Source organism: Paenibacillus sp. 7541 (assembly GCF_002276395.1).
Lineage (GTDB): Bacteria > Bacillota > Bacilli > Paenibacillales > Paenibacillaceae > Paenibacillus_AQ > Paenibacillus_AQ campinasensis.
Genome location: NZ_NQLZ01000029.1, coordinates 16,420 through 41,283, shown reverse-complemented (window position 1 = coordinate 41,283; position 24,864 = coordinate 16,420). Strand labels below are relative to the sequence as shown.

The following is a 24,864-nucleotide window of genomic DNA, read 5'->3' as shown; positions in this document are numbered from 1 at the left end:
TGCCATCATAAACAATTGCACGGATTTCGTCAATGTTCGATCTTTTTCCCGTACCCGTCCATTACATCTATCCGGACATGCACCTTCATGCCGATGCTTCCTATCGTCAACAGCCCGGCTTGTAATATGGGCTCAAAGCGATTCTACCTGGAACGGACCTGGAATAAGATAGAATAATCCCTCTTCATCTATTATTGGCAAAGAAGGAGTCCTGGATAACGATGACAAGACATCGCTATGATCTACGAAGCCAGGCCAGCAGCCTTCGGGGCAGAGGCTATGCCCATCTCTCCTCGGGGCAGCTTCCGCATATGGAATCGATATGTGTGAGCGAGGTTCATCTGGAGCCCGGCGGTCATCTTCCACCCCATAGCCACCCGGATGCCGGGGAGCTATGCTACCTTTTATCCGGAGAAATAAGCTACGCGCTTGCCGATCCTTCCGCGCAGAACCCGCATATCTACCTCCTGCAGCCGGGTCAAGCCGCGTATGCGCCACCGGGATGGTACCACTGGCTGACACCGCTAACCCCGAGCACGAAACTCCTTCTGATCTACAATCAGGACAGGCCTCATCAACAAGAGCTGCTGCCGTGGCGTTCAGAAATTTATCCGGTGATGGAACAGGCGGCGAATCAGACAACTCAGCTTAAATCCGGGCAGAACGCTGCCTCCCCATCCCCGCCGTGGCTGGCCAACCAACGAAAAACCACGATCAACCGTTAAACGCGTTGCATCGTGGTTTTTGTTCTGCAGCATCAAATCTATGTAGTTCACTCGATAAAGAACTTCTCTTCCGGGCGAATCTGCTTCTTCAAAATCTTCAGGTCCGCTTCAAGTCTGGCCACCGTCTCCTCCAGCTTGAGCGGGTCCAGGGTCGGCCGTTCAGGCTCAGGCTTGATGCCGGCCTTCAAATCCCGGATGATGATCTGCTGCTCCTGCCATTTATCCATCAAGTCGGAAATTGTGGCGTAAAAACGCTCGTAATCTTTTATCACATCGTCCAGAAAGGTATCGACCTCTTCCTGATCGTAGCCGCGAAGCTTGGTTGAAAATTCCTTCTCATGGATTGACAAAGCATCCAATTGAATACCCAGCTGCCGAAAAAGTTTCTTCTGCTTGTCTAATCGGCGTTTCATATGCTCATCCATTGCGATTTACCTCCATCCGTTGATGCAGCCAGTAACTTGCTACCTTTTTTATATCATATCCGGGTCTTAGAATAAAACCACCCCGGGGCTTTTTTAGAGAAAGTTCCAAAAACACCTCCCTGTCCTTCCGAAAGACTGATTGCCGTCCCGTCCATGCGGGTAATGCAAAACATAGAACGACTCGAAAGGAGAGACTCACGATGAGTGCGTTGACACAACCGCAATTGAACGAACTTGAACAGCGTCTTCTTCAGGACAAAGCAAGGCTGGAACAGCTGATCGGGTCTCCGGAGCAATCCGGCGAAGATTCTCTTCGCGATTCGACCGGGGAACTGAGCGCAGCCGATAATCACCCTGCTGACCTGGCCACCGAGGAGTTCGAACGCAGTCGCGATCTCGCCATACATGACAAGCAGGCACAAGAGCTGGATCGGATTGATACCGCCCTCCAACGAATGGACGAAGGCAGCTACGGCACCTGTGCCGTGTGCGGCCGGGACATTCCCTATGAACGGCTGGAGGCGCTGCCGAGCACGATTCACTGCATCGAGCATGCATCCAGCCACAGCTCCGAGGACTCACGCCCTGTAGAAGAACAGGTCATGACGCCTCCACCTTCGGGCGCAGGGGTTAATCGCCAGCGGAATGCCGGCCAATTCGACGATGCTGGCGCATGGGAAGCCGTCCAGGATTACGGAACGTCCACCTCGCCTGCACTGTCGCCACAGCCGGGGACCGATGATTACAAGGAGTAAGGTCGCCTCCGTCCCATATTGAAGCTTCTCCCTCTCTATACATGAATATGAAAGATTCGCAGAAAATAGAATGGAAAGCTGGCTCCCGGTCGGGGCCAGCTTTCTGCCTGCAATGACGCTATTTCCTTTTGTTCTGAACCATCGTGGTAAAGAACTCATATTCATGAACGTCTTCTTCATCGCGCTTCCTCTTGTATTTCTCAATCAGCTGATCCAGCTCCAGCACGAATTGCTTGTTCTCTTCCTCCGTCATGTAGAGCGTGCTCGTTATCATATTTCCAGCCGACGGTTCGGACTGCTCCATCTGCTTGAAGAAATGCTCCTTGTTCTGATTAAAAATCGTGGACAGCAGCTTGTTCGTCTCCGAGCGAATCAGTTCCTTGATCATCGGCTCTTCGCCATGGCCTTCCTTGGTGGCATGCTTAATCTGCACCATTCCGGCAAACGGCTCGTAATATTTCGCAATAATACCGTTAATCTCCTTGGTGGACACCATGGACACCATGCCGATCCGCTCCAGCTTCTTCATATGATAATGCACTTTGGCCGGCGCATCCCCGATCTCGTCGGCAATCTCCTTCACCGTAGCCGGACGGTTCATTTTGTGCATCAATTGCAAAATTTGGAGACGATATGGATCCGAATATATTTTAACTTCCTCCAGCGTTCTCAGCTCTTTCGTTTCCACATCGAACACCCCAGTTCCGGATTGAGAATAGTTACCGTCTCTTATTATAGGGTGTGGATGGGGAAATATCAAAGTGTCCGCATACTAGATTTCCCGAAAACTCTTCCGCCTGCCCAGAACGATCACCGGCAGCAACATGAACAGCCCCATGATCATATACAGCGTTTGCGGTGTCTGATATTGTGCGACCACCCCTGTAAGAAAGCCTCCCAGCGGGATGGCCAACGTGCTGAGCACGCCCAGCAACGAGCCGATGCGGCCGAGCATATGTCGGGGCGTGACCTCCATCAGGTAGGTGGAAATCGGAGTATTCAGGATGCTGACGGAAGCCCCGAGCAAGAACATGAACACCGCCGCGGTCTCCAGGCGATAGGCGGGCAGCATTACCGGAATGCTGAGCGCAGCATAGCATGCGCCAAGCAGGACACAGCCGGTAAAGATCAGCGTGCTCTTTTTATAACGTTTGCCGTATTGTCCGACCCCGAGACTGCCGGCAATCATGCCGAGCAGCAGCGCCGTCCCGAGCACGCTCATCCCCGCGCTGCCCGCTCCGAGCGACTCTCTTACATAGACGGGCTGAAGCACATTAAGCGGCGCCACACAGAAATTAATGACGACAGCCAGCGCCGTGGTGCCAAGGAGCAAGGAATGGGATTTCACAAAGGCAAGCGCCTCTTTAATATCTGCGATCATGGTCCTGCTCTTCTGCACCGCCCCGCCTGCCTTCTCCTCTTCATCAGCTGCCGGATCCTGGGCGTCCAGCCCCCTCAACGTCAGCACGGTCACCGCTGCAGCAGTGAAAGTGACGCTGACCACCAGAATTGTGCCCGATATTCCGATGAAAGCGATCAGCGCCCCGGCAGCCGATAAGCCAACAAGCTCCGCCGTTCGATTCAAGGAACTGAAGATTGAATTGCCGGCCAGCAGCTGCTCCTTCGGCAGCAGCCTAGGCACAACCGACATCTCGGCCGGCTTGGAGAAGCACTCCAGCGTGGAGATGATAAAGGTGATCGCAAATAAATGCCATACTTCAAGCCATCCCAAGGCATACAGCGCTGCGGTCACAGCCACCATCCCGCCCCGCCCGATATATACCGCAGCCAGCACCTTCCTTTTCGACCAACGATCGACGAGCGTTCCTGTAAACAGACTGAATAACAGATTAGGCACAAAATTGAAAGCAAACAAGGATCCCATCAGCAGCTCCGAACCAGTCAGAATGTAGACAAGCCAGCTGTAAGCAATCGAATCCACGGAATCCCCGAATCTCGTCATCGTCTGAGCGGCGACATACACCATGAACGAGCGAATCTTCATCAGCTCGCGCAGCCCTTGCTTCTGTTCCAATACGGCGGTCCTCTCCACTTTTCCATCTTCCTCTCGTTAAAATTATACAAACGTTCATATTTTTATAACGTTAAAATAATTTTAACGTTAATTTTATTTTAACGATGTGGAGGAAAATTGCAACAAAAAAAATAAACCGCCCTGATCAGGACGATTTACGTTGAAATGCGGTATGCCTTCTTATTCTGTGAGAACCTGCACGCGCGATGAGGAATGTGCCGCAGTCAGGCATGCTTCAAGCGCGCTCATATTGCGAATGGCATCCTCCGGACCGTAAGGAAGCGGGGCTCCATCGAACACCGCAGCAGCCAGCGCATCGGCCTGGAGTGCAAAGTGATTGTAGATGCCGACTTTCTCCTCCCGCGTTCCTTTCGGCGTATGAACCAGAATCTGGCTCATATGCTCCATCCGCTCCCAGCCAAAGGCTGACGGCAGTTCAATTCTTCCCTCTGTCCCGGCGATTTCCAGCGAGCAGCGAGCATAGGTCCACATGCCGCATTCAAATGTCAGGCCAAGACCGCCCTCGAACTCCATCATGCCATGCACCATCATATCGACACCGCCATGCTCCTCGGAGAACAGCGCATGGGCCGTCACAGCGAGCGGCTCGCGGCCATAGATCATCCGCGCAGCCGAGATCGGATAACAGCCCAGATCATAGATGGAACCGCCGCCCATCTCCTTGCTGTAGCGGACATTGCTTTTATCATCCGCATTGTTGCAGGTGAACGAGCCGTGTATGCCGCGCAGCTCCCCGATCTCCCCGCTCTCGATAATTTCGCGCACCCGCGCATGCTTCGGATGATAACGGTACATGAAGGCTTCCGCGAAGAGCACGCCGTTCTTCCGGGCTGCCTCGGCCATCTCGCGCACATCGGCTACGGTCAGCGCTGCCGGCTTTTCACACAGCACATGCTTTCCCGCTTCCGCGGCTTTGATGGTCCACGATTTATGAAGGTGATTCGGCAGCGGAATGTAGACTGCATCAATCTCAGGGTCCGCCAACAGTTCATCGTAGGAGCCGTAGGACTTGCCAATTTGATAACGATCCGCCAAATCCTTGGCCTTGGCCGCATCGCGGCTGGCCACCGCCCCCACCTCGCAGCGTTCAGACTTCAATATCCCGGGTATCATTGAATTTTTAGCAATCCGAGCCGTGCTCATAATCCCAAAGCGCAGTTTTTTCCCCATAGGGTCATTCCTCCTTTGGTTGCGATGGATGTTCAGGTCATCCGTAGTTGTCATTCACCGCTTTATGAAGAATGCCCAGACAGCGATCCAGATCCTGCTTCACCTGCTGTTTGTACAGCTTAGCCTTTTCCGCACCGTCCGCCGTAAAATGGTACAGCACGATTTCCTGGAAATCGACACGGGGGTCGTTTCCCTTCAGCTGCTTGGTCCGGTACAGCACTCCCTCCTGCACCAACTCATGCAGCGCACGATAGATTTCGCTCTGCGGCGGCGCATAGCCATGACTCTTGAACTGCTGCCTGAGCTCCTCCAGCATCTGATAGCCGTACCCGCGATGCTGTTCCACCATCGTGATCAGATACAGTTTAATAAACGCTCTTTGCGCAATCATAAATGCCATCCGTCCCGTCTCCTTTCCCGCAGCTTGTCCGTTTGTAACCATTATAAACCAACATTTCCCTTGGTGCATAACGGAAGCCCGCTTTTATAACGGCATGGGAGAAGGAAGCTGGAGCACGAAAAGTAGCTAAGTGGACGAAGGAGCAGGGGATACGGCATACCCGTCATTTTATTTCTGTGAATTTTTCATATAGTGAAATTACAGAATATTGATCAGCCAAGCCGCCTGCCCCTCGTCCCGATCAACATCATGCGCTTATCGCAGCGGAAGCAGGCTGCTTGCTCTCATCAATATGTAACCATTACCCTCATCTGCCAGCGGCAAAACACGCCTGTCCTCCCCGGGATTATGACTTGGGCCGGACGCGGCTCGTCGGCTGGGCCTTTAACGGATCATCCGGCCAGTAATGCTTCGGATATCTCCCTTTCAAATCTTTCTTCACTTCAAAATATCCATGAGCCCAAAAGCTTGCCAGATCCGAAGTCACCTGAACCGGCCGCTGGGCGGGCGACAGCAGGTGAATCGTCAGCGCCGCCTTCCCGCCTGCAATTCGCGGCGTCTCGCTTAATCCGAACATTTCCTGGAGCCGCACGGCGAGGGCCGGCCGCTGCGGATCGCTGTAATCGACCGGAATCTTCGAGCCGCTCGGCACCTGGATATGCGTCGGCGCCTCGGACTGAAGCAGGCGGCGCTGATCCCAGGTCAGCAGCTGCTCCAGCATCGCTGATGGCTTCAGCCGCTGCAAATCGCGCCGGGATTCCACCCGATCCAGGAAGGGAAGCAGCCAGTCCTCCATGCGGTCAAGCAGCGCTTCATCCGATACGTCCGGCCAATCGGGATTATGGGCATGCATGAAGGCCATTCTCTCCCGGTACTGAAGGTCAGCCTTACCCCATTGCAGCAGTCCCAGACCTTCGGATCGCATACCGTCCAGCACGGCTGCTGCGATCTCTTCCGCTGCCGGATTCGGGTCCGGCGTCTCCTTGAGCACAATCGCATCCAGCTTCCAGCTCTTTCTCGCCCTGACCGCCCCCGCGCCTGCGTCCCATCTGACCTCCTTATGAACAAGGATGGATTCCGGATGATGGCGTTCGATCATCGCCGCATCCAGTTCAGCCGCAAGCTGGATATGCCCGTCGGTTCCCTTGTCGTCAATGGCCGCTGCAACTAGGTATGAAGCGCGGCTCAGAGGCTGCCGCTCGGCCAGCCTGGCCCCCCTGCCGTTAGCCAGAAGGAAGGATCCATCCCCCCGGTTCTTGCCGATGCGGTCCGGATAGGCAAAGGATAACAGCAGGCCGCACAGCTCCGGCTCCCCCCGTTCTCCTTCGTCAATCTGAAGCTGCCGTGCCAGTCGTTTGACCTCCCGCATTATGGACGGCAGCTGCTCCTCCTCCGCTTGCGAGAGCCGTCCGGCGCTCTCATAAGTCAGCAGCTGGGCAAGCCGCGTCCTCATGTCGCAGTCTCTGGCAGCCTCGCTTCCGCGCAGCAGATCCCGCTCCTGCAGGAGCACGGCGAGTCGGCAAGCGAGCGCGGCAGCCCCGAGCGCCTTCGCTTTCACAAGCATATGCCCCAGGCGCGGATGCAGGCCAAGGGTGGCCAGCTCCCGCCCGTGATCGGTAATCGCGCCGCGTTCATCCAGGGCTCCGAGTCGCCGGAGCAGACGCTGCCCCGACCCGAGCGCGGCGGCCGGAGGCGGGTCCAGCCATGCGAGCTGCTCCGGGTCGCGCGTTCCCCAGGCAGCCAGCTCCAGCGCCAGCGGAGCCAGATCCGACTGCCGGATTGCCGGCACCTCCATGTCCGGCAACCTGGCATGCTCCTCCGGGCTCCACAGCCGGTAGCATACCCCGGGCATCAGACGTCCGGCTCTGCCGCGGCGCTGATCGGCCGAGGCTTTGGACACCCGCCTGGTGACGAGCTGCGGCAGGCCAGTGCGCGGAGATACAAGCTCTGTCCGAACGTGACCGCTGTCCACCACCACACGCACGCCTTCAATCGTTAAACTGCTCTCCGCAATCGAGGTGGCGAGCACGATTCTGCGCCGGCCCTCCGCATCCGGCCGAATCGCCAGATCCTGCTCGCGAAACGGCAGCGCGCTGTACAGCGGCCGAATGACGACACCGGTGCCCGTGAGGCCGGCCGAAATCGCTGCCGCCGTCCTCCGGATCTCTCCTGCGCCGGGGAGAAACACCAGCATGTCCCCCTCCTGCTCGTGCAGCGCCTGGAGAACCGCTCGGGCAACCGAGTGAGGCAGATCTTTCCCGGCTGCGCTGAACTGCGGCCAGTAGACCGTTTCCACCGGGTAGCTTTGACCCTCGCTCCGAATGACGGGAGCCCCGCCCAGCAGACGGGCGACAGGCTCCGCATCAAGCGTGGCGGACATCACCAGCAGCTTGAGATCCTCCCGCAGCACAGCGCGGGATTCAAGCGCAAACGCAAGCCCCGTGTCAGCCGGAAGGCTTCGCTCGTGAAACTCGTCAAAGATGATCATCCCGACGTCCGGGAGCGAAGGATCACCTTGCAGCATCCGGGTCAAAATGCCCTCGGTCACCACCTCGATTCTGGTAGACGGGCCGACAACGCTTTCCGAACGCACACGGTAGCCGACCGTCTCCCCGGTCTGCTCGCCCATGGCAGAAGCCATGAAACGGGCGGCCGTGCGCGCAGCAAGGCGCCTCGGCTCCAGCATGATGATCTTCTTATTTCCAAGCCATGGCTCTTTAAGCAGAGCCAGCGGAACTTGTGTCGTTTTGCCTGCGCCAGGCTCCGCAATGAGCACAGCGGCCGACCCTTCGGATAAAGCGGCTTGTAGTCGGGGCAGCACTTGATGAATCGGTAACAAGGAATTATTCATATGAACCTCACGTCATCCTATCCTATTTTTCTGAAGTACTTTTTATTATAATAGAGAGTTGAACCGCAAACCAAGCTTCAGGAAGTGAGAATCCGGCTAAGCGCCGCTCAAGCTTTCCTGCTCGCGTAAGGTTAACGATAGCATGAATCGTACTGAGGTCGGATAAGTCGGAAGGTGAAAATGATGATGCAGCACAACATGCCACGCGGGCGCTTCGCCCCGACCCCATCGGGGAAGATGCATATCGGCAATGCGTTGATCGCCTTGCTGAGCTGGCTGCAGATGAGAAGCGCGGACGGTCAATTCGTTCTGCGTATCGAGGATATTGATGTGAACCGCTCCAGAGAGGACCTGGCCGAAGCGCTGGTGAACGATCTGAAGTGGCTGGGCCTGGACTGGGATGAAGGCCCTGACCGGGGAGGTCCGTGCGGACCGTATCGCCAGTCTTTGCGGCAAGAGCTGTACGAGCACGAGCTTCAGAAGCTGCATGAGCAAGGGCTGCTGTATCCGTGCTACTGCAGCCGTGCCGACATCGCTGCCGCGGCCAGCGCCCCGCACGGACTGGCTTCCGAGGGCAAGCGTTACCCCGGCACTTGCCGACGGCTTAGCCCCGAGGAAGCCCAGGCGAAGGCCGTGCGCAAGCAGCCCTCCTTGAGGATCATCACGCCTGAAGATCCTCTCTTGTTTCAAGACGGCATTGCCGGGGTGAATGAATGCCGCCTGTCCGATGGCGGCGATTTCGTTGTGAAGCGGGCGGACGGGATCATTTCCTACCAGCTCGCCGTCGTTGTGGACGATGCGCTGATGGGCATCACGCATGTATTAAGAGGGGCTGATCTGCTGGATTCGACGCCAAGGCAGCTCCTCCTGTACCAGAAGCTGGGCTATGACGCGCCAAGCTTCGCCCACGCGCCGCTGATCGTGGATGCGGAAGGCCGACGGCTGGCCAAGCGAAGCCGCGGGCTCAGCCTGTCATTTCTGCGGGCCCAGGGCATCCGGCCCCAACATGTGGTCGGATGGCTCGCCTGGTCGGCAGGCCTGCTTGACCGCCCGGAAGATGTTTCCCCGAGCGAACTAGTGGGCGGATTCGACCTCTCGAAGGTCCGCAGCGAGCCGATCCGGCTGACCGACGAAGCGTTCCGGCTCCTGTTCCCGCTACACCCTTGAACTGCAAAGCGCCAGCGACTCCCGGATATCCAGGGAATCGCTGGCGCTTTGTCGATGATCGAATACAAGCAGTTGATAACGCAAACCGTCTTACTCCTGCTCCGCCTTACCGCTGCCGGTCAGCTGATCTCTCACCTTGTCCTCATACTGGAAAAAGGCGCTGCTTGCGCTAAGCCCCCGCTCTTCCAGCAGCATCCGGAGCCGCAGCTCCTTCTCACTCAGCTTGCGCTTCAGCTCCGCCTGCTCTCCTTCATTGCGGCAAGCCGTGAGCAGGTCATGAAGGCGGACGCATTCCTTCCGCAAACTGACCTCTTCCGGCACATAACCGGCATTTTTCAGCATGCGGTATGACATGCGCAAATCTTCAGGGATATGAGCAAGATCATCGATCGGGAGTTTCTTTCCGGCATATGCCAGATTGTCCAGCTCCCCGCTGCGCACAGCCTCTTCGATCCGCTCCTCGGCCAATCGGGAAAAGATGCCCATTTTCTGCATCCTCCTTCGGTTTCGCTTTACCTCTATCTTATCCGAAAGCCGGTCATAATCCAAGCAAGGGGGCCTGTTGGGCGCTTACAGCAGCGACTCGGCTCCGTCGATGAAGATTTGGGCGCCTGTAATATGACGCGATTCCTCCGAGGCGAGGAAAGCGACAAGATCGGCCACCTCCTCCGGTTTGCCCGGTCCATTCTTCAGCGGCTGGCTGCCTTCCGGGTACTCTACCGGAATGACGATCTCCTCCAGCTCCTCGCTCTTTTTCGTGCTCTGGTCAATGTTGGTGGAAATTGCGCCGGGACAGATGACATTCACCCGGATTTTGTACCGGGCCAGCTCCAGTGCGGCCATTTTGGCAAACGCGACCTGCCCGGCCTTGGTTGTGCTGTATGCGCCCATGCCAAAGCCCGAGAACGTGCGCGTGCCGTTGACCGAGCTGGTGACAATAATGCTGCCGGCTCCGCGCTGCTTCAGATGAGGGATGCAGTATTTCACGGTCAGAAATGTTCCGTTCAAGTTAACCTGAAGCGTCTTCTCCCAGTCCTTCAGCTCCATCTCCTCAATCGGAGCCAGCACGCCGTTAATGCCCGCATTGGCAAACACGATGTCTACGCCGCCGAAGATTTGAACCGTTTCCAGAACCGCCTTCTCAACACGGGCAGGATCGCTCGTATCGACATCAAACGCTCTGGCCGCCCCGTTCCGAATGGCATTGATCTTGGCTTCCGTCTCGTTCGTGCGATCATCCAACAAATCGAACAACGCCACATTCGCGCCCTCCGCAGCCAGTTTCAGCGCTGCTGCCTTGCCGATGCCCGATCCTGCACCGGTAATGATAGCCGTCTTCCCATGAAATCGTTCCTTTGCTTGGTTCATCCAGATCCACGCTCCTTTTCTAGTAACAGCTTAGGTTCACCTGTCACAAGATTACCCAATTGCAACAGATTTATAATCGCTTTCGCAAAAAATCCCATCACAAAAAAAGCCGAGCCTAACGAGACCTCGGCCATATCGTCCTCCGATATGTCAGTCTATCGTTCGCTCAGCTTCTTATCATCCTTATGCCATTCTCGCGGACTACCATACAATTTCCAGAAAGGAAGCGTCATCCTCAAGCCCGTCGGTGTGACGCGCATTAAACAGCACCTGCACCTGCTCGTCAGGGATCAGCTCCGTTAACGGATCAAGATCATTCAAGCCATCGCTGTACAGCTGCAGCCGATAGCCTGCTCCTTGATCGAGCCTGCATTCATACTCATGAGGCTTGCCGCCGATCGGACCTGTACGTGTGGACCAGCGCTCTGTCGTCCGGAATCGGTCGCCAAGCTCGGCGGTAACTTCCTGGTGATGCCGCCACAGGCGCACTCTGGAATCGCCCTGCCAGGCGAGCCACAGCCTGCCCTTGCGCTGGAAACGGCCAGGCAGCTCGATGCGGCCGCATATATACATCGACTCGCTGCCCATGCGCTGCTTCTCCCGCAGCACGTCACGGAGCAGCTCGGGGGTGCCGTCATCGACCTCCAGCCGATTGATCTCCCCCTCCGCTTCCGCCGTCAGCTCCTTCAGCCTTTTCTCCAGTGCGGCGCCGGAGGGCTGGTCGGCTGCTGTCAGCCAGGACATCAGACGCTGTCCCAGAAAGCGTGCAGCCACATCGCCGCGATAGCTCAGACCGACCCCGTCGCACAGCACAAAGCAGCAGGTCTGGTCATTCATACTGAATGCCATAAAGTCCTGCCCCTGCTCGGACAGCTTCACCGTCTCCGCAGCTCTGCCGTATGCGTATCGGCACGTAAAACGCCCCTCTACCCTTGTCAGCGGCTGCTCCCCGGTCTGCTTGCTCTCGTAACGATAACGGGTATCCGTAAACGAATAGGATGACATCGCCTCTGCTCTTGCATTCGACCGTCTCATGAGGCTCACCTCACCGGTGTCGCTGCCGACATCTGGAACCCGATCGACACGAGCTCCTGGCAAGTGCCAGGAAGCATCATCAAGGCGCCCGGGCTCAATTGATAGTCGGCTTCCACCAGCATCTCCCTGTAGCTTTCCGGAAGCACCGAGGACATGTTCATCAGCTTCCGGGCGTGTTCATCCTTCAGATCGGTATCGGGCAGAATGCCCTTCCATCGCCGCGGCTCGGCAATCGGCTGGTCCAGCAGATGGTCAGAGATGAATATATTCTCGACCAGCACATTGCCATCCGGCACGCTCATGCTCATAATTCGGCGTGCAATCGGCTCTGGATCGTCGCCTGTTGCCACACCGTCTGTCATATGGCAGACGAGCGGCGCAGGGCAATCCTGCATATTCGGAATTTCGGCCTGAAGAATCCGTTCGGCCTGAAGAAACGCCTTCGCCGAATCGGAGAAACGCTTCGGCGTCAAATCAGGCAGAGAGCCGATCGCTGCAATTTCGTCGATCCCTTTGATTCCGTTCAGCAAGTCATACACATCGTCGCTATAGGCCAGAATCGCAATCCGGTAGCGCGGTGTAAGGCGGTTGCCTTTGGTCGAACGGAACACCATCTGCCGGATGGCAAGGGACAAGGCATCGTAGACGATATCGATCCGTCTGCGATCCTCCATGAGCATGTTCATCGAAGCGCTGATGTCAATAAGGTATATGATAAGCGCTGGCGTGCGCTGCGATGCTTGAATGGTATAGTTCATCGTGAGTTACGTTCACCCCTGTTACAGACTTGGCATCCAGTGACTTTCGTCTTCTATAAACTTCACGGCATTGTTGTAGCGGCTTCTCATATTCGTGACCGTTCGGTAATAGGCCGCATCCGAATCATAGATTTTGACAAATTCACGGGCAAAATTTTTCGCGCGATCCTTGTTCCCTGCCTTCTGGGCGTTAAAAGCGGCTTTATAAAGCGCGGTCAGCTCGGTAACGTTCTCCTCCCGCTGCTTCCTCAAGCGCTCGGCTGCTTCTTTCTCCTTGCGCGCAGCCTCTGCTCTGGCAGCCGCCTCCCGCTCCGCCTTGGCTCTGGCTTCCGCTTCGGTCTTTGCCGCCTGCGCGGCTGCGAGCTGGGCCTCTTGCTCCCGCTGCTTCTTCTTCTCTTCCTGCTGGGCCAGATACGCCTCGTACTTGGCTTGGCGGTCATACTTCTCCTGAAGCTCCTGCCGCTTCTTCTTCTCCTCCAGCTGAGCCAGATAGGCCTCATATCTGGCCTGACGCTCATACTTCTCCTGAAGCGCTGCCCGTTCCTCTTCCTTGCGGGCCAGCTCGGCCTCCTCCGCTTTCTTCGCCTCTTCAGCCAGCCGCGCTTCCTCGGCTTTCCGGGCTTCCTCAGCCTGCCGCGCCTCCTCTTCCTGCTTGCGCGCTTCCTCCTGCAATCTTGCTTCTTCTTGGAGACGAGCTTCCTCTTCAAGCCGGCGCTGCTCTTCCTGCTGCTGCTTGCTGACCGCTTTGTCGGCCAGGATCTGATTCACCGTAAAGGCTGAGCCAGTCAAAATGACGAGTGCTGCCGCCGAGGAAATCATAAACTTCCGGGAAGTTAGAAGCGCCTTAAATCCTTTCGCTTTATCCGACTCCGGCGGATAAAGCTGCTCCTCCAAACCGCCAATCGCCGCTGCCAGCTCAACCTCCAGCGGGCTCCCCTTCTTCACAAAATGATAGGCGGAACGGAATATTTCGAGCGCTCCTGACAGATCCCCCTCGTTCTCCAGATCGCGGGCCTGATGAAACAGACGCTCAATGACCTGTTCATTCACTTCCCGCGTCCCGGCCGGCAAATGAATTGCCGCCAGCACTTCGTCCGGAATGTCGGCCGCTTCCGCAGTTGAAGCTGCGGCTGATACAGGCGCAGGCGAGGCCGTCTCCGTCTCCTGGACCGGCTCCGGTTCGGGCTCCGCCGGCGAGAGTGCAGACAGCGTAATCAACCACTCGCCGAACGTAGGACAGCTTCGCACATCCTGACTGTCCCAGGTGCGTGTGAACAGCTCGGCAACCGCAGGGTCCCAGCGGTTCTCCAGCGACTTTTTCAGCAGAAAGTACCGCTCGCAAGCGGTCTGCATTTCATGCTGGTCGAAGTAGCTCTCTCCCCATGCCTTGCTGACCACCGCCGGATCGCTCCAGCCTAGCATTTCGGCAATGATGACCGCGCCGGCGAAGCGGTCGGCGTACGCACTCCATAAACCGCTGTGCACGGTACGGTGAGCCGCATATCCCGGCGAGCCGGCAAGGAGCACATCCGGCCGGTCCATCTTCGGACTATACATCTGCTCAACGTCGACCAGTTCGACAGCCGATTGTTCCTCCGGTAACTTTACTTCCGAAAAAAACGGAAGCATGACGTTGGGAGCGGACAAATCGCAATGCGCGAGTCCCCGCTGCTCCATTTTCGAGCCGATCGCAGCAAGCGACTTGGCCAGCATCAGGCTCTCGGAGCGATTCAGCGAGCGCTGCTCGCTGATGACATCAAACCAGGTGACCCCATGAATCCACGGCATCACGACGGCATAGAGCAGATCCGGATATGCCGCTATCAAGTCTCCGTTTTTTTCGGGAGTAAGCACCTCTCGACTGCATACGGCCAGCCCCGGCACTTCGCTGTATGGGCTCATATGCTCCGATTGATACACCATCGCCGGAATCCGGAATTTAGGGAAGAACACCTTCAAGGCCCTCGCCTCAGAAATTTCACCATGTTCCGGAATCAGCTGGTACACGATACCTTGTCTTCCGGCCTGGGCATAAGCTAAGCCTGGAGCCGCCGGATGCTGTCCAACAATATACGTTGTTTCATTAATCGTAATCCGATCGCCCGGGTTGGGCTGAAAAGCCATGAACATCACCTCACGTAGCGCTTCATTCAATTTACATAGACGGCCCGCACCCACAATAACTTCTGGATGGCAAGAAAACCGGGCTGAAGAAGCAGACCCGGTTTTCTGTGTCTATGCAGCTATTATATAGTAAAAGGAACCATGATGACTGATTTTCCGAATTAACGGGATTCGTCTGCAGTGCGGAACTTTTGAGAGATTGCTCTCAGCTCAGTGCTGATGCTTTCCAGCGTTTGAACAAAAGAGTTCATCAGACGGCTGGCTTCTTGAAACTCCTGGAAGAAGCGCTGCTTCGTCATACCATCCCATTGACCTTCCATCCCGTTGATGGATTGAGTCAGGCTGGTGACGATCTGCTGGCTTTGATCACCACTTTGTTTAAATTGATTCGCTACCTGGTCGATTTGTTCGGGTGTAATTAAAATGCGTCCTGCCATGTATGTAACCTCCTTGATCAACTTTTCTGATTTTTGTGACACTTGAAATCTTAGCCTATGGGTCTTTGATTATCAAAATGTCATCGGACCTAATTTCCAATTACCCTGAACGTCCCGGTTTGAATCATTTTCCAGTCTTTATCCCTAAAAATGGCAGTCCGATCAGTTAGCAATACCTAGAGAAGGATCGGTAAACGTCCATCCCTGTCCTTCCAGAGCCGCCTGTTTCACCGTGCTGCCACTCTCCGAACTGCTTACGCCGACCACCGCGGCAACTGAGCTCGGATTTGAAATCACTGTTGAGTAGTTCCCATATTCGGGCAATATCGACGTGCGCCCTTCCAATTTGGAAGCGGCAAACAATGCAGCCGCGGACACCGCCCCTGCCGGGACATGCTCCAGAATCGTTCGATACTCGTGATCGGTTTCCTGGAACTGATCCGCTTTGCTCTGAAGATATTGGCTCATCTGCCCAAGCAGAGTCCCCAGATGCTCTCCAAGACGCTTGGCTGTCTGCCACTCATCCATCACTGCGGTGCTGTGAGAGCTCTCCCAGACTAACGAGGTTATCGCCTCGTTCAGCGCTCTCGTAATCGCCAGATATTCATCGCCACTTTGCTTAAGCTGGCGGCTTAACGTCCGGAGAGATTCCGGCTCAACAGAAATACGCATAGGTCCTCACCTTTCATACGGTCATACAGGCATCTTACTGTTTCAGCCACATGAGAAGCATATGACGAAACTGCTCTTTTGTAGCTGGCGCCGCGGTGAGCCAGTCCTGGTCCCCCTCCAGGCTCATACGCAGCAGCCAATTCATGGACTCATTCACAACAAATGCAGCATTTTGACTTTCCCAATTCAATCCGTTCCATATGGACAGCTGAAGCTCCCCTGAGGAAACCTTGTTTTTCAAACATTTTGCAAGCGCGATGGAACCTTCCTCATCATCGGTTAATCTGGCCAACCGATCGCTGATTTCGTCCGATGTCAATTCAGAGGCGGAGGTGTAGATGTCCCCGAATTCTTTTCGGCTGAGCAGCAAGGCGGGAATATCCCCCCAATTTTGATCGCTGAGCGCCAAATCCTCCACCAGTTGATCGCAGGTTTGCTCGATGGAACCGAGTTCACTCAACATGTAATATCGGTTTTTTTCGCCGCTTCTGCATACCTGGATGACACGTTCATCGGTCACATGCAAATATCCTTCAAATTCCCTATCCTGATTTTCGTATTTCAACCAGCATGCGCGGTCCGAAAGACCTGCAATCGCCACCCGGGAGAACACTTCAGGCGGGATGGACAATTCCCCGCTCTCTTTCAGGAGCAAATACTGCTTGCTGAGCAGCGACTCCTTCGTTCTTTCCCATTCCTCGGCAATTTCCTCGGCCAGATACCCGCTAAACGGGTCCTCCACGCCAAGCAACCGGTCCGAACCGATGATTCCGGCCAAGAAGAAAAATTCCTTCTCGCTCAGTGCAATCGTATCCTGTTTGGAAGCACGAATCGTCAACATTATGAGCCACCTCCTCTCAAACTACAACATGCCATATGTCGCGAATTTCTGAGACCCATTTCTGGGCGTTCCACTGGTCATCGAACGGAACGGCACTTTTTATCCGGAAATACTTACGTTTGACATAGTACCCTTGTCCCGGCGGAAGGATCTTTAGCCCTCCAGGACTATTCGTAGACTCTGAAAAAGGAATTCTAAAGAACGATAAATCGTTCGTATCCAATGTTCCAAATAAAAATCCGTTCTGAGCTGCTTTTACATCCGTTACCCAGTCCACCCCGAAGGTCGGGAAGTCTGCCGGCACGCCGGCAAGCACGACATGAACCCCGCGGTCCCGACCCTGACGCACAATCGCGGTCAGCTGATCCTTGACCGTAAAGTCGGCCAGCTGTTTGCTGAGCACATCGGCATCGTCGATAAACAGCACGATCGCCGGATCATCCCCGTCCTTCGTACGAGTTTGGATTTTGTGATACAGCTCCTCAATAATCGGACGCAGCTCCTCTTCATTTGTTGCATGGCCTTTAATATGCGGCAGGTCTCGCAGGCTGCTCAAGCCGCTGCTCCCATACCTCGTATCCACAGTATAAATCTCCAGGTTCTCCGGCGCTGTACAGTAGGAAAGAGATAAAATCCAACTAAGCAGGAACGTCGACTTTCCTCCCTCCATCGGGCTGGCAACGATGAAATGCGGGCCGTCCTGAAGATTGATTCGAAACGGCGATAAATCATCGGTGGTCAGGCCGACAGGCACTTCGTACCGGGCCAATCGGTCCGTTGCCGGCCCGCTGCCGATGCGCTCAAGCAGCGGGTGAAGCATAATCTTCTCCGGCAGCGATTCGATGCGCGGTGCGGCATCGCCCTGCCACGCTTGCTTGAGCCCCTGGATCGTTGCCCGCAATGCGCCGGAACGCGCGCCTTCATCCTGACCGGCTGCAGGCAGCGCAATCTGGAATTCCAGCGGCGGAACCTGTCCTTTCACCAGTCCTCTTCCCGGAGGAAGCTGGCTTGGCGCTCTGGACGGACGCCCGACAGCATAGTAGTAGTCCGCCGGGTCGGCAAGCTCAAAGGTTGCGGCGTTGGCAATGTTGCTGCGAACCTTCTCGAACATGTCGGATATCCGGTTCGCCGTTATAATGAACGTCATGCCCAGGCTGCCGCCTTCCCGGAGCAAATACTCGATCATCTCGTTCTCTTCCGGATAGCTGTTCCGGAAGTTCAAATAGCCGTCGATGATGACCACAATCTGCGGCACTTGCTCCCCTGTCGTCCGGCGGTAGGAGGCAATCGTCTTGACACCGGCCTCCGCGATCAGATCCTTGCGCTGATTGGCCGTCTTCGACAAATAGCGGAACAAGCGCTGAATCCGGTCATCCTCTTCCGCATTCATAACGCCGCCGATATGCGGCAATCCGCTGAAATCGCGCAGCATTCTCCCCATATCCACAATGTAGCCATGCCACTGGTCAGGGGTAAAACGTCTGGCGATCGACATCAGGATCGTCTGTACAAATGTCGTTTTGCCTAGTCCCGGCATTCCGTAGATAGCCCAGTGGCCCTGCTCCAGATTTAACACGAATGGCCGTTGGCACTGATTCGGCAAATCATCCAGCATTCCGACATAAGCTGCCAGCGCCTCGCCCTGGATTTCGGCAGCATCGCTGCCTGGCACCTCGTCAAGATCCATATGCTCCGGCAGCGGAGGAAGCCAAGGTCCCTGCAGCTTCCGGATGCCTTCTTCCTTGGCCAGCTCGGCCAAATGGTCGATGAACACCTGAAGCTGCTTCGGAACTTCCTCTTGGGCGCTGCCTCTCGGATCGACGCTTAGCATCGGCTCCTTCTTGCCGTTAATGCGGACCTCCTTGACCACAATCGTTCCCTCTTGTTTGGTATCTTCAATATAAGGAGCACCGCTCCAGGCAAACTGGAGCTCCTCAAACACTTCGTCGCTGCCCACCTGAAAGTAACCTCTGCCCGGCTTGTTGATCCAGGCCGCATTCGGGATTTTCAGCATGTCCCGGCTGTCACCTTCGCTCTGTACGCGAAGACAAATTCGGAAACGCGAGTTGCTCCATATTTTGTCGTCCACGACGCCTGCCGGTTTCTGCGTGGCAAGAATCAGATGCACGCCGAGCGTACGTCCGATCGCGGCGATGCTGATCAGCTCGTCCATAAACTCAGGCTGATCCTTCTTCAACTGCGCAAACTCGTCAATGATGATGACAAGATGCGGAAGAGGCTCGCCATGCCGGCTCCGCAGCAGCTTGTAGTATTCATCGATATGCTGCAGGTTGCCGGCATCGTTCAATATTTTTTGGCGTCTGACAAGCTCGGCCTTCAGCGACACTTTGGCCCGCTCGATCAGATTGTTGTCCAGGTTGGTGATCGTGCCCACCACATGCGGCAGATTGATGAACGTATTGGACATCCCGCCGCCCTTGTAGTCGATCAGCATGAACGCCAGATCATGGGGATGAAACTCGGCGGCAAGCGAAGCGACGATCGACTGAATGACTTCACTTTTACCGGAGCCGGTTGTGCCCGCAATCAGCCCGTGGGGCCCATGACCCTGACGTTCGATTTTGTCATGAAGATTCAGGTTAATCTTCTTGCCCCCGGCTCTTACGCCCATCGGTACCGGCAATGTGTCCGGATAACGATTCTGTCTCCAGCGCCGCAGCACCTCAAGCTCGGGCACTTTCTGGACATCCATCATTTCAAACAGTGTCAGAACACTCGGGATATCCGAGGCGGACGATCGCTTCAGCCGAATCGGCGCCATATAGCGGGCCATCGCTTCCGACTGCTCACGGCTGATCGTATGCGGAACATAGCTCTGCAAGGAGACGGTTGCATCCGGCTTCTTCATGGTTGAAACCGCCCGTCCACGCTCTACGTCCACAATGAGCTGGCATTGCATCGGCAGGCTTTCCTTGCGGTCCGACAGTATAATCGTCACCGCATCGACCTTCTCCGCATCTTCCAGCAGCAGCGGCAACAGCGGCTCCTCCTCAATCAGGCGGGTGTCAGACAGCACAACGACGTACACCGGGGTTTCAATCGTCTTCTTGTTATACTCGGTCTGGTTGCTCTTGCGGCGTTGAAGCTGGGTAAACAGCTGGTCCGCCAGCTGATGCGCAACGCTTCTCCGGTCGGCCATGTAGCGCAGCGAACGATCATCATCCCATATATGCGGCAGCCAGCGCTGCCATTCCCACTCGGCCGCCTCTTTCTCCTCGTAGAAGGAAGCCAGCTTCACTTCATCCGGCGAATGTCTTACCGTAATTTGGGCCATCATGACCCGCAGCGCGCTGAGCACCTGCTCCCTCGCGCCTACAATGCCTATAACTTTGGACTGGAACAAAGGCAGACATATCGACGCGTTCTCAACGGTCTGAAATTCCGCCGCAAGCTCCTCTGCCGCAGCAATGAGCGGTTCCTTATCATACCCGTCAGCTCTTGGAGGCTTCACCTCGATATGAAAAGGGACCTCCCCTTGCCCTACGCACACCTCAAGAAAATCCGAATCCTCCGGCGAACGCTCCCACAGGCTGCTGTTCCGATTCTTCACGATCTGATAGCAAACCTCCGGATCGCCATGAATATCAAACAGCACCTGAACCTGTTCCTGCTGCCGCTCCTTCAGCTGTTCACGGTGAATGTCCAGCTGAGCACGGTATTTCTGACTCCGTTCCTCCAATTTCTTCTGATACGTCTTCTTGTTGCTCAAGTACACAAAAAACGGAAGCGTATAAGATGTCATCATCATAAAAACCATCATTAACTGAATCATCATCAGATTGCTGTTGCCCATTCTTCCGCTCATGTACATGTACACATACATCCCGACGGTAGCCGCGGTCATAACAATCGGTATAATAATCGAAATGATCGAGAATGACGGTTTGCTCGGCTCTGACGGAGGCCTTAAAATCTCTAGTTCTTCTTTACTCAAAGCCGGCTTAATGCGCGGCGAACGCTGATACAGCAAGTTCATATTCTCATTTCCCCCTAATCCAGAGCATCTGAAATATGCAGGCGATCGATTCAATGGAAATCAAAGGGTTATATACCCAAACTCAAGTTTCCTGAAACAGCGATCTTCTGCCGTAGATCGGCGCTTCCTCTTCCGTTGTGGAGAACGCCCGCTGTAACCGGATACAGGTGCCTTCCCTCAGTCCTGCTTCCGCGAGGTTCGCCCCCTCCTCGACCTTAAACCACAGACCTTCCGGAAATTTCCCTTCCAATATATATTGAATTCCTTCTTGAGATGCACTTTGATAGAGCCGCAATCCCAGCAATTCGATCAATTCTCCGACCTGGCAATGGTCAGGCACTTCAATATCAAACCAATCTCGTTCATTACGTCCGCTGATCACGGTGAGTATCATCGTGAGCTCGCCCTCCTGAAATCATCGTAATCATAGTTTATTCCATTACGAAAGTCCAAACATATGTCCAAAGTCTTAATTCGGCAATTTTTATGGGATTTTCCGGAAAATTTCGTCGTTTCTATCCCTACTAGCTCTTGTTCATTAAGGAAGAAACTTTCCCTCCATTTATCCTTTTTAAAAAGTTACATTATTGTAACTATATCATTCCAGATCTGACCCTGTCAATTTGTGTCATATTTCCTATGTACTATCACTCCATATGAAAGATATGATACTTGAGTCTCAATTGCAAGATTCAAGAGCAAGCCATCTCCCATCGAATCGAGCTGAATCCCGGTTCCTGCCTGCGTTCACAAATCTGTCAATCTTGCAAAATAGCTGCTGATTAATATTCTGAATTTAAGGTTATTTTAAGATTGGCCCTTTATAATGCAAATATCATGAAATAACTTTCGTGAGGTGATTATAATGAGAACGTTGATCATGTTTCAAAACAAGCCGGTCCCTGTCTATTTTACGACAGATAGCAAGCAACCGGTACAAAAGGTGTTAAAATTGTTGAGCAGCGCACTTGATCATAAAATTCACAATGGTAAAAAAGCGCTGAAAAAATGCCTCAACTCCCTGATCAGCATTGAAATCGAGGGCTCCGAGGCTATTCTCCACAGCAAAAGTGAAAATGATTCCCTTGCGCTATCCCTCTTCTAAAGAGGGATAGCCCTTTTTTTGGGCTCATACCCGAACCCGTGCTTCGCTTCAAGCAAAGTACCCGCTACGGGGAATGAGCGGACCATTGATATAATCGTACCACTGTCATTTAACCTTTCCGGCTCCTCTCCTCCGCCTCCCATACTTTAGCAATCCGAATCTGCAGCAATTTGACGAGATTACTCCTTGTCGTTAACTCCCGGCATGTTTCCAGTTTCCTGACGATAAACCGATCGATCGACATGCTGCCCATCCTTTCATTGGGAATTGGAAAATGAACCCTGTTCACGAATGTTCTGTAAATTCTATTAACCTCGTATTGACGCGTTCAAACGCCGAAATGATGCGGCACGTCTCCATTCTGAATCGTTTTTATAACTAGTACATTGCATTATTCAGTACTGAATGATATATTTATTATCAGCTACTGATTATTAATTACTACCAATGAGTTGAAAAGGGGCCATGACCCATGGATGTCAATATTCAATTTAAAAAAGGCGTTCTGGAGCTGTGCGTTCTCGTATTGATTCACCGCAAGGATCAATATGGTTACGAATTGGCCCAGTCCGTGTCCAGGCATATCGAGGTGGCCGAAGGCGCCCTGTACCCCCTTCTGCGCAGGCTAGTCAAGGAGGGCTACTGCACAACCTATTTACGCGAGTCCACGGAGGGGCCGCCACGCAAGTATTATCGGCTAACCGAAAGCGGGATCATTTACATGCAGGAGATGGTGAAGGAATGGTCGGCATTCGTACGCAATGTCACCAATTTGATAGAGGAAGGAAATTAATATGACAAAAAAACAGTTTATCTCCATTTTGGAATCAAGGCTTGCCATTCTACCTGCGGATGAACGGCGAGAGTTCATTCAGGATATGGAAGCCCACTTTGCCTTCGGGCTTCAGAACGGCCGCACGGAGAAGGAGATTGCCGAGGAGCTTGGGGACCCATTCGTAATCGCGCGCGAGGCGCTTGGAGATCTACACCCGCTTCAGGCACCGCCTGCTAACGAACGGAACACCGTGGCTAAAGCATTCATTGCAACCGGCCTGGCCTTGTTCGGGCTGATAGCCTATCCGCTCCTGGCCGCTCTGTGGATCACCGGCGGAGGCGTCGCTTTAAGCGCAGCCGCCGCTGTCATAAGCCCTGCCCTGGTCGTCGTGGATTATATACTTCAAGACAGCTTCTATCCCGCCAAGCTGTTTCTGAGCATCGCGCTCGTCGGATTCGGCCTATTTCTGTGGCAGGCATCGCGGCTCATCTTTTCCGCGCTGACCAAGCTTACCCGCGGCTATTCAAACTGGAATACGCGCGTGATGAAAGGGAGAACACACCAATGAACAAAAAGATGAAGATCCTGGCAGTCCTACTTATCGCTGTCGGTTTCGCAGGCATGGCAGTTAACAAGTTCAAGTTCGGCCCTGAATATACGAACTATACCCGCGAGTGGGAACTGAAGGAAGATCAGTTAGTATCACTCGATATTAAAAGCGGCATCAACATGAACATTTCCGTCCGTGCCGGTGAAAGCAGCAGCGGCTACATCCGGTTCGAAGGACTCATTCCTCCCGAGCTGGTTGAGGCGCTCGAAGGGTTGGAGCTTTCAGGCTCCGTATTGGATATGGACATCATGTCTCCGATGAGACCACAAATTATGGCTGCCGATATCCGTACGCCCAAGGGCACAATTGACGTCGTGCTCCCGGACCAGAGCCGTCTTGAGGAATTTACGATCTCCTCTCATGCCAATAATATCAAATTAAATAACGCCGCATCCAAGCGCATTGACATCTCTGTCGGATCCGGCAATATTACACTGGCCAACATAACAGCAGATCAGCTCCACATGGATCTATCCTCCGGCAACATTGTAGCTTCCGACATCGAGGCTCCCATCGAGCTGCTGAGCCGCTCCGGAAATGTGAAGCTTGATCAAGTCAGCGGTCCGGTAAACATTGAATCGTATTCCGGCTCCATCAATTTGGTCATGCGCGACAACTTCCCCGTCAACATTCAGGGAAGATCAGGCAATATTTCGGTACAACCGGCTTCCACCTTCCGAGGGTTCTATGATCTAAAAACTGATTCCGGCAACGTAAAGGCACCTGATTCACCGAAAGAAACGACCGATACGATTACAGTGGAAACCTACTCCGGCAATATTACGATTGTACAATGATGCGGTTGACAAACAGGAGAAAGGATATATACTATACTTTGTAAAGTTAATCACAATACTTCTTAAGGAGAGTTACCTATTTATGTCTAACGTACTATTCATCAAAGCCAACAACCGCAGCATTGATCAATCGGTCAGTGTGAAAATGTATCATGAGTTTGTAGAAACTTACAAGCAGAACCATCCGCAAGACAGCATTACGGAGCTGGACCTGTTCGCGGAGAATCTTCCTTACTATGACAACAATGCAATTGTCGGCCTTTATAAAGCGGCTAACGGCATTGCGTTGACTGCGGAAGAGCAAGCGGCTGCAGACACTGTAAATAAATATCTGGACCAATTCCTGGCTGCCGATAAAGTCGTATTTGCTTTCCCGCTGTGGAACATGACTGTTCCTGCCGTCCTTCATACCTATGTGGATTACCTGAACCAAGCAGGCAGAACGTTCAAGTATACAGCTGAGGGCCCTGTCGGTCTCGTAACGGACAAAAAGGTCGTTCTCCTGAACGCCCGCGGCGGCGTATATTCCGAAGGCCCAATGGCTGCAGCGGAAATGGCTGTTAACTTCATCACCAACTCCCTTCGTTTCTGGGGCGTGCAAGACATCGAGACCATCGTCATCGAAGGTCACAACCAGCTTCCTGCTGAAGCAGAGAACATTGTTCAATCCGGTCTTGAGCTTGTAAGAAAAACAGCTGCAGGCTTCTAATATAAGCTCCCGGCTTGTGAATAAGCACAGACTCCGATGTAAACCCAAACCGCCTGACGGTCTTGACCGCAGGCGGTTTTCTCATTC

Annotated in this window: 25 protein-coding genes; 8 read left to right on the top strand and 17 right to left on the bottom strand. The window is 54.2% G+C overall.

Annotated elements, in window-relative coordinates; genetic code table 11:
* Window positions 1-221: 221 nt before the first annotated feature.
* Window positions 222-725, top strand: coding sequence for a cupin domain-containing protein (locus CHH75_RS17655; RefSeq protein WP_095398800.1), 504 nt, complete (start codon window positions 222-224; stop codon window positions 723-725).
* 47 nt (window positions 726-772) lie between these two features.
* Here CHH75_RS17655 and CHH75_RS17650 read toward each other — a convergent pair whose 3' ends face one another.
* Window positions 773-1,150: a DivIVA domain-containing protein gene (locus CHH75_RS17650; RefSeq protein WP_095398799.1), complete on the bottom strand. Its 378-nt coding sequence runs from the start codon at window positions 1,148-1,150 to the stop codon at window positions 773-775.
* Between the two features lie 200 nt (window positions 1,151-1,350).
* Between CHH75_RS17650 and CHH75_RS17645 the strand changes: the two genes are divergently transcribed.
* Window positions 1,351-1,905 (top strand): TraR/DksA C4-type zinc finger protein, encoded by a 555-nt coding sequence (locus tag CHH75_RS17645; RefSeq protein ID WP_095398798.1) that lies wholly within the window; start codon window positions 1,351-1,353, stop codon window positions 1,903-1,905.
* Between the two features lie 118 nt (window positions 1,906-2,023).
* On the opposite strand, the gene CHH75_RS17640 is transcribed toward CHH75_RS17645, so the two are convergent.
* The 5 genes from CHH75_RS17640 to hrpB form a co-directional block, all read right to left on the bottom strand.
* Window positions 2,024-2,593, bottom strand: a complete 570-nt coding sequence (locus tag CHH75_RS17640) for a winged helix-turn-helix domain-containing protein (RefSeq protein ID WP_095266274.1) — start codon at window positions 2,591-2,593, stop codon at window positions 2,024-2,026.
* 84 nt (window positions 2,594-2,677) lie between these two features.
* On the bottom strand, window positions 2,678-3,958 hold the full coding sequence (locus tag CHH75_RS17635) for an MFS transporter (RefSeq protein WP_095398797.1): 1,281 nt from the start codon (window positions 3,956-3,958) through the stop codon (window positions 2,678-2,680).
* Between the two features lie 162 nt (window positions 3,959-4,120).
* Entirely contained in the window at window positions 4,121-5,131 is a 1,011-nt protein-coding gene (locus CHH75_RS17630; RefSeq protein ID WP_095266206.1) for a Gfo/Idh/MocA family protein, read from the bottom strand.
* Between the two features lie 37 nt (window positions 5,132-5,168).
* Window positions 5,169-5,531 (bottom strand): replication termination protein, encoded by a 363-nt coding sequence (locus CHH75_RS17625; RefSeq protein WP_095266205.1) that lies wholly within the window; start codon window positions 5,529-5,531, stop codon window positions 5,169-5,171.
* A 346-nt stretch (window positions 5,532-5,877) separates the two neighbouring features.
* A complete protein-coding gene (gene hrpB / locus CHH75_RS17620) occupies window positions 5,878-8,382 on the bottom strand; it encodes an ATP-dependent helicase HrpB (RefSeq protein ID WP_095398796.1) in 2,505 nt (834 codons plus the stop codon).
* 198 nt (window positions 8,383-8,580) lie between these two features.
* Between hrpB and gluQRS the strand changes: the two genes are divergently transcribed.
* Complete coding sequence (gluQRS, locus tag CHH75_RS17615; protein WP_095398846.1) at window positions 8,581-9,549, top strand: tRNA glutamyl-Q(34) synthetase GluQRS; 969 nt, start codon at window positions 8,581-8,583, stop codon at window positions 9,547-9,549.
* Window positions 9,550-9,639: 90 nt separating this feature from the next.
* Here gluQRS and CHH75_RS17610 read toward each other — a convergent pair whose 3' ends face one another.
* From CHH75_RS17610 to CHH75_RS17565, 10 genes are all read right to left on the bottom strand, one after another.
* On the bottom strand, window positions 9,640-10,035 hold the full coding sequence (locus CHH75_RS17610; RefSeq protein WP_095398795.1) for a DnaJ family domain-containing protein: 396 nt from the start codon (window positions 10,033-10,035) through the stop codon (window positions 9,640-9,642).
* 84 nt (window positions 10,036-10,119) lie between these two features.
* A complete protein-coding gene (locus CHH75_RS17605; protein WP_095398794.1) occupies window positions 10,120-10,917 on the bottom strand; it encodes an SDR family oxidoreductase in 798 nt (265 codons plus the stop codon).
* A gap of 201 nt (window positions 10,918-11,118) precedes the next feature.
* The gene (locus tag CHH75_RS17600) at window positions 11,119-11,952 is read right to left on the bottom strand and encodes a hypothetical protein (RefSeq protein ID WP_095266201.1); all 834 of its coding nucleotides are present in this window, start codon (window positions 11,950-11,952) and stop codon (window positions 11,119-11,121) included.
* 5 nt (window positions 11,953-11,957) lie between these two features.
* Window positions 11,958-12,710: a vWA domain-containing protein gene (locus CHH75_RS17595; protein ID WP_095266200.1), complete on the bottom strand. Its 753-nt coding sequence runs from the start codon at window positions 12,708-12,710 to the stop codon at window positions 11,958-11,960.
* A gap of 21 nt (window positions 12,711-12,731) precedes the next feature.
* Window positions 12,732-14,834: a serine/threonine-protein kinase gene (locus CHH75_RS17590; RefSeq protein ID WP_095398793.1), complete on the bottom strand. Its 2,103-nt coding sequence runs from the start codon at window positions 14,832-14,834 to the stop codon at window positions 12,732-12,734.
* A 161-nt stretch (window positions 14,835-14,995) separates the two neighbouring features.
* On the bottom strand, window positions 14,996-15,271 hold the full coding sequence (locus CHH75_RS17585; RefSeq protein ID WP_095266198.1) for a WXG100 family type VII secretion target: 276 nt from the start codon (window positions 15,269-15,271) through the stop codon (window positions 14,996-14,998).
* A 162-nt stretch (window positions 15,272-15,433) separates the two neighbouring features.
* Window positions 15,434-15,943: a WXG100 family type VII secretion target gene (locus CHH75_RS17580; protein WP_095266197.1), complete on the bottom strand. Its 510-nt coding sequence runs from the start codon at window positions 15,941-15,943 to the stop codon at window positions 15,434-15,436.
* 34 nt (window positions 15,944-15,977) lie between these two features.
* The gene (locus CHH75_RS17575) at window positions 15,978-16,784 is read right to left on the bottom strand and encodes a hypothetical protein (protein WP_095266196.1); all 807 of its coding nucleotides are present in this window, start codon (window positions 16,782-16,784) and stop codon (window positions 15,978-15,980) included.
* A gap of 16 nt (window positions 16,785-16,800) precedes the next feature.
* A complete protein-coding gene (essC, locus tag CHH75_RS17570) occupies window positions 16,801-20,781 on the bottom strand; it encodes a type VII secretion protein EssC (protein ID WP_095398792.1) in 3,981 nt (1,326 codons plus the stop codon).
* 82 nt (window positions 20,782-20,863) lie between these two features.
* Complete coding sequence (locus CHH75_RS17565; RefSeq protein ID WP_095398791.1) at window positions 20,864-21,175, bottom strand: ubiquitin family protein; 312 nt, start codon at window positions 21,173-21,175, stop codon at window positions 20,864-20,866.
* A gap of 471 nt (window positions 21,176-21,646) precedes the next feature.
* On the opposite strand from CHH75_RS17565, the gene CHH75_RS17560 reads away from it, so the two are divergent.
* Entirely contained in the window at window positions 21,647-21,886 is a 240-nt protein-coding gene (locus CHH75_RS17560) for a hypothetical protein (RefSeq protein ID WP_095266193.1), read from the top strand.
* Between the two features lie 109 nt (window positions 21,887-21,995).
* Here CHH75_RS17560 and CHH75_RS25360 read toward each other — a convergent pair whose 3' ends face one another.
* Window positions 21,996-22,130: a hypothetical protein gene (locus CHH75_RS25360; protein WP_255223059.1), complete on the bottom strand. Its 135-nt coding sequence runs from the start codon at window positions 22,128-22,130 to the stop codon at window positions 21,996-21,998.
* Window positions 22,131-22,358: 228 nt separating this feature from the next.
* Between CHH75_RS25360 and CHH75_RS17555 the strand changes: the two genes are divergently transcribed.
* From CHH75_RS17555 to CHH75_RS17540, 4 genes are all read left to right on the top strand, one after another.
* Complete coding sequence (locus CHH75_RS17555; protein ID WP_095266192.1) at window positions 22,359-22,679, top strand: PadR family transcriptional regulator; 321 nt, start codon at window positions 22,359-22,361, stop codon at window positions 22,677-22,679.
* Window position 22,680: 1 nt separating this feature from the next.
* Complete coding sequence (locus CHH75_RS17550) at window positions 22,681-23,229, top strand: DUF1700 domain-containing protein (RefSeq protein WP_095266191.1); 549 nt, start codon at window positions 22,681-22,683, stop codon at window positions 23,227-23,229.
* Window positions 23,226-24,068, top strand: coding sequence for a DUF4097 family beta strand repeat-containing protein (locus tag CHH75_RS17545; protein ID WP_095398790.1), 843 nt, complete (start codon window positions 23,226-23,228; stop codon window positions 24,066-24,068). Before CHH75_RS17550 ends, CHH75_RS17545 begins: the two co-directional genes overlap by 4 nt.
* 82 nt (window positions 24,069-24,150) lie before the next feature.
* Window positions 24,151-24,777, top strand: a complete 627-nt coding sequence (locus CHH75_RS17540) for an FMN-dependent NADH-azoreductase (RefSeq protein ID WP_095266189.1) — start codon at window positions 24,151-24,153, stop codon at window positions 24,775-24,777.
* Window positions 24,778-24,864 lie beyond the last annotated feature (87 nt).

Bases quoted from the DNA above. Each gene is read 5' to 3' on its own strand.
- CHH75_RS17575 (WP_095266196.1), bottom strand. From the start codon at position 16,784: ATGTTGACGATTCGTGCTTCCAAACAGGATACGATTGCACTGAGCGAG.
- CHH75_RS17540 (WP_095266189.1), top strand. From the start codon at position 24,151: ATGTCTAACGTACTATTCATCAAAGCCAACAACCGCAGCATTGATCAA.
- CHH75_RS17565 (WP_095398791.1), bottom strand. From the start codon at position 21,175: ATGATACTCACCGTGATCAGCGGACGTAATGAACGAGATTGGTTTGAT.
- hrpB (WP_095398796.1), bottom strand. From the start codon at position 8,382: ATGAATAATTCCTTGTTACCGATTCATCAAGTGCTGCCCCGACTACAA.
- CHH75_RS17655 (WP_095398800.1), top strand. From the start codon at position 222: ATGACAAGACATCGCTATGATCTACGAAGCCAGGCCAGCAGCCTTCGG.
- CHH75_RS17560 (WP_095266193.1), top strand. From the start codon at position 21,647: ATGAGAACGTTGATCATGTTTCAAAACAAGCCGGTCCCTGTCTATTTT.
- CHH75_RS17545 (WP_095398790.1), top strand. From the start codon at position 23,226: ATGAACAAAAAGATGAAGATCCTGGCAGTCCTACTTATCGCTGTCGGT.
- CHH75_RS17605 (WP_095398794.1), bottom strand. From the start codon at position 10,917: ATGAACCAAGCAAAGGAACGATTTCATGGGAAGACGGCTATCATTACC.
- CHH75_RS17625 (WP_095266205.1), bottom strand. From the start codon at position 5,531: ATGGCATTTATGATTGCGCAAAGAGCGTTTATTAAACTGTATCTGATC.
- CHH75_RS17580 (WP_095266197.1), bottom strand. From the start codon at position 15,943: ATGCGTATTTCTGTTGAGCCGGAATCTCTCCGGACGTTAAGCCGCCAG.
- CHH75_RS17630 (WP_095266206.1), bottom strand. From the start codon at position 5,131: ATGGGGAAAAAACTGCGCTTTGGGATTATGAGCACGGCTCGGATTGCT.
- CHH75_RS17585 (WP_095266198.1), bottom strand. From the start codon at position 15,271: ATGGCAGGACGCATTTTAATTACACCCGAACAAATCGACCAGGTAGCG.
- CHH75_RS17610 (WP_095398795.1), bottom strand. From the start codon at position 10,035: ATGGGCATCTTTTCCCGATTGGCCGAGGAGCGGATCGAAGAGGCTGTG.
- CHH75_RS17645 (WP_095398798.1), top strand. From the start codon at position 1,351: ATGAGTGCGTTGACACAACCGCAATTGAACGAACTTGAACAGCGTCTT.
- CHH75_RS17600 (WP_095266201.1), bottom strand. From the start codon at position 11,952: ATGAGACGGTCGAATGCAAGAGCAGAGGCGATGTCATCCTATTCGTTT.
- essC (WP_095398792.1), bottom strand. From the start codon at position 20,781: ATGAACTTGCTGTATCAGCGTTCGCCGCGCATTAAGCCGGCTTTGAGT.
- CHH75_RS17590 (WP_095398793.1), bottom strand. From the start codon at position 14,834: ATGGCTTTTCAGCCCAACCCGGGCGATCGGATTACGATTAATGAAACA.
- CHH75_RS17595 (WP_095266200.1), bottom strand. From the start codon at position 12,710: ATGAACTATACCATTCAAGCATCGCAGCGCACGCCAGCGCTTATCATA.
- CHH75_RS17550 (WP_095266191.1), top strand. From the start codon at position 22,681: ATGACAAAAAAACAGTTTATCTCCATTTTGGAATCAAGGCTTGCCATT.
- CHH75_RS17650 (WP_095398799.1), bottom strand. From the start codon at position 1,150: ATGGATGAGCATATGAAACGCCGATTAGACAAGCAGAAGAAACTTTTT.
- CHH75_RS25360 (WP_255223059.1), bottom strand. From the start codon at position 22,130: ATGTCGATCGATCGGTTTATCGTCAGGAAACTGGAAACATGCCGGGAG.
- gluQRS (WP_095398846.1), top strand. From the start codon at position 8,581: ATGCCACGCGGGCGCTTCGCCCCGACCCCATCGGGGAAGATGCATATC.
- CHH75_RS17555 (WP_095266192.1), top strand. From the start codon at position 22,359: ATGGATGTCAATATTCAATTTAAAAAAGGCGTTCTGGAGCTGTGCGTT.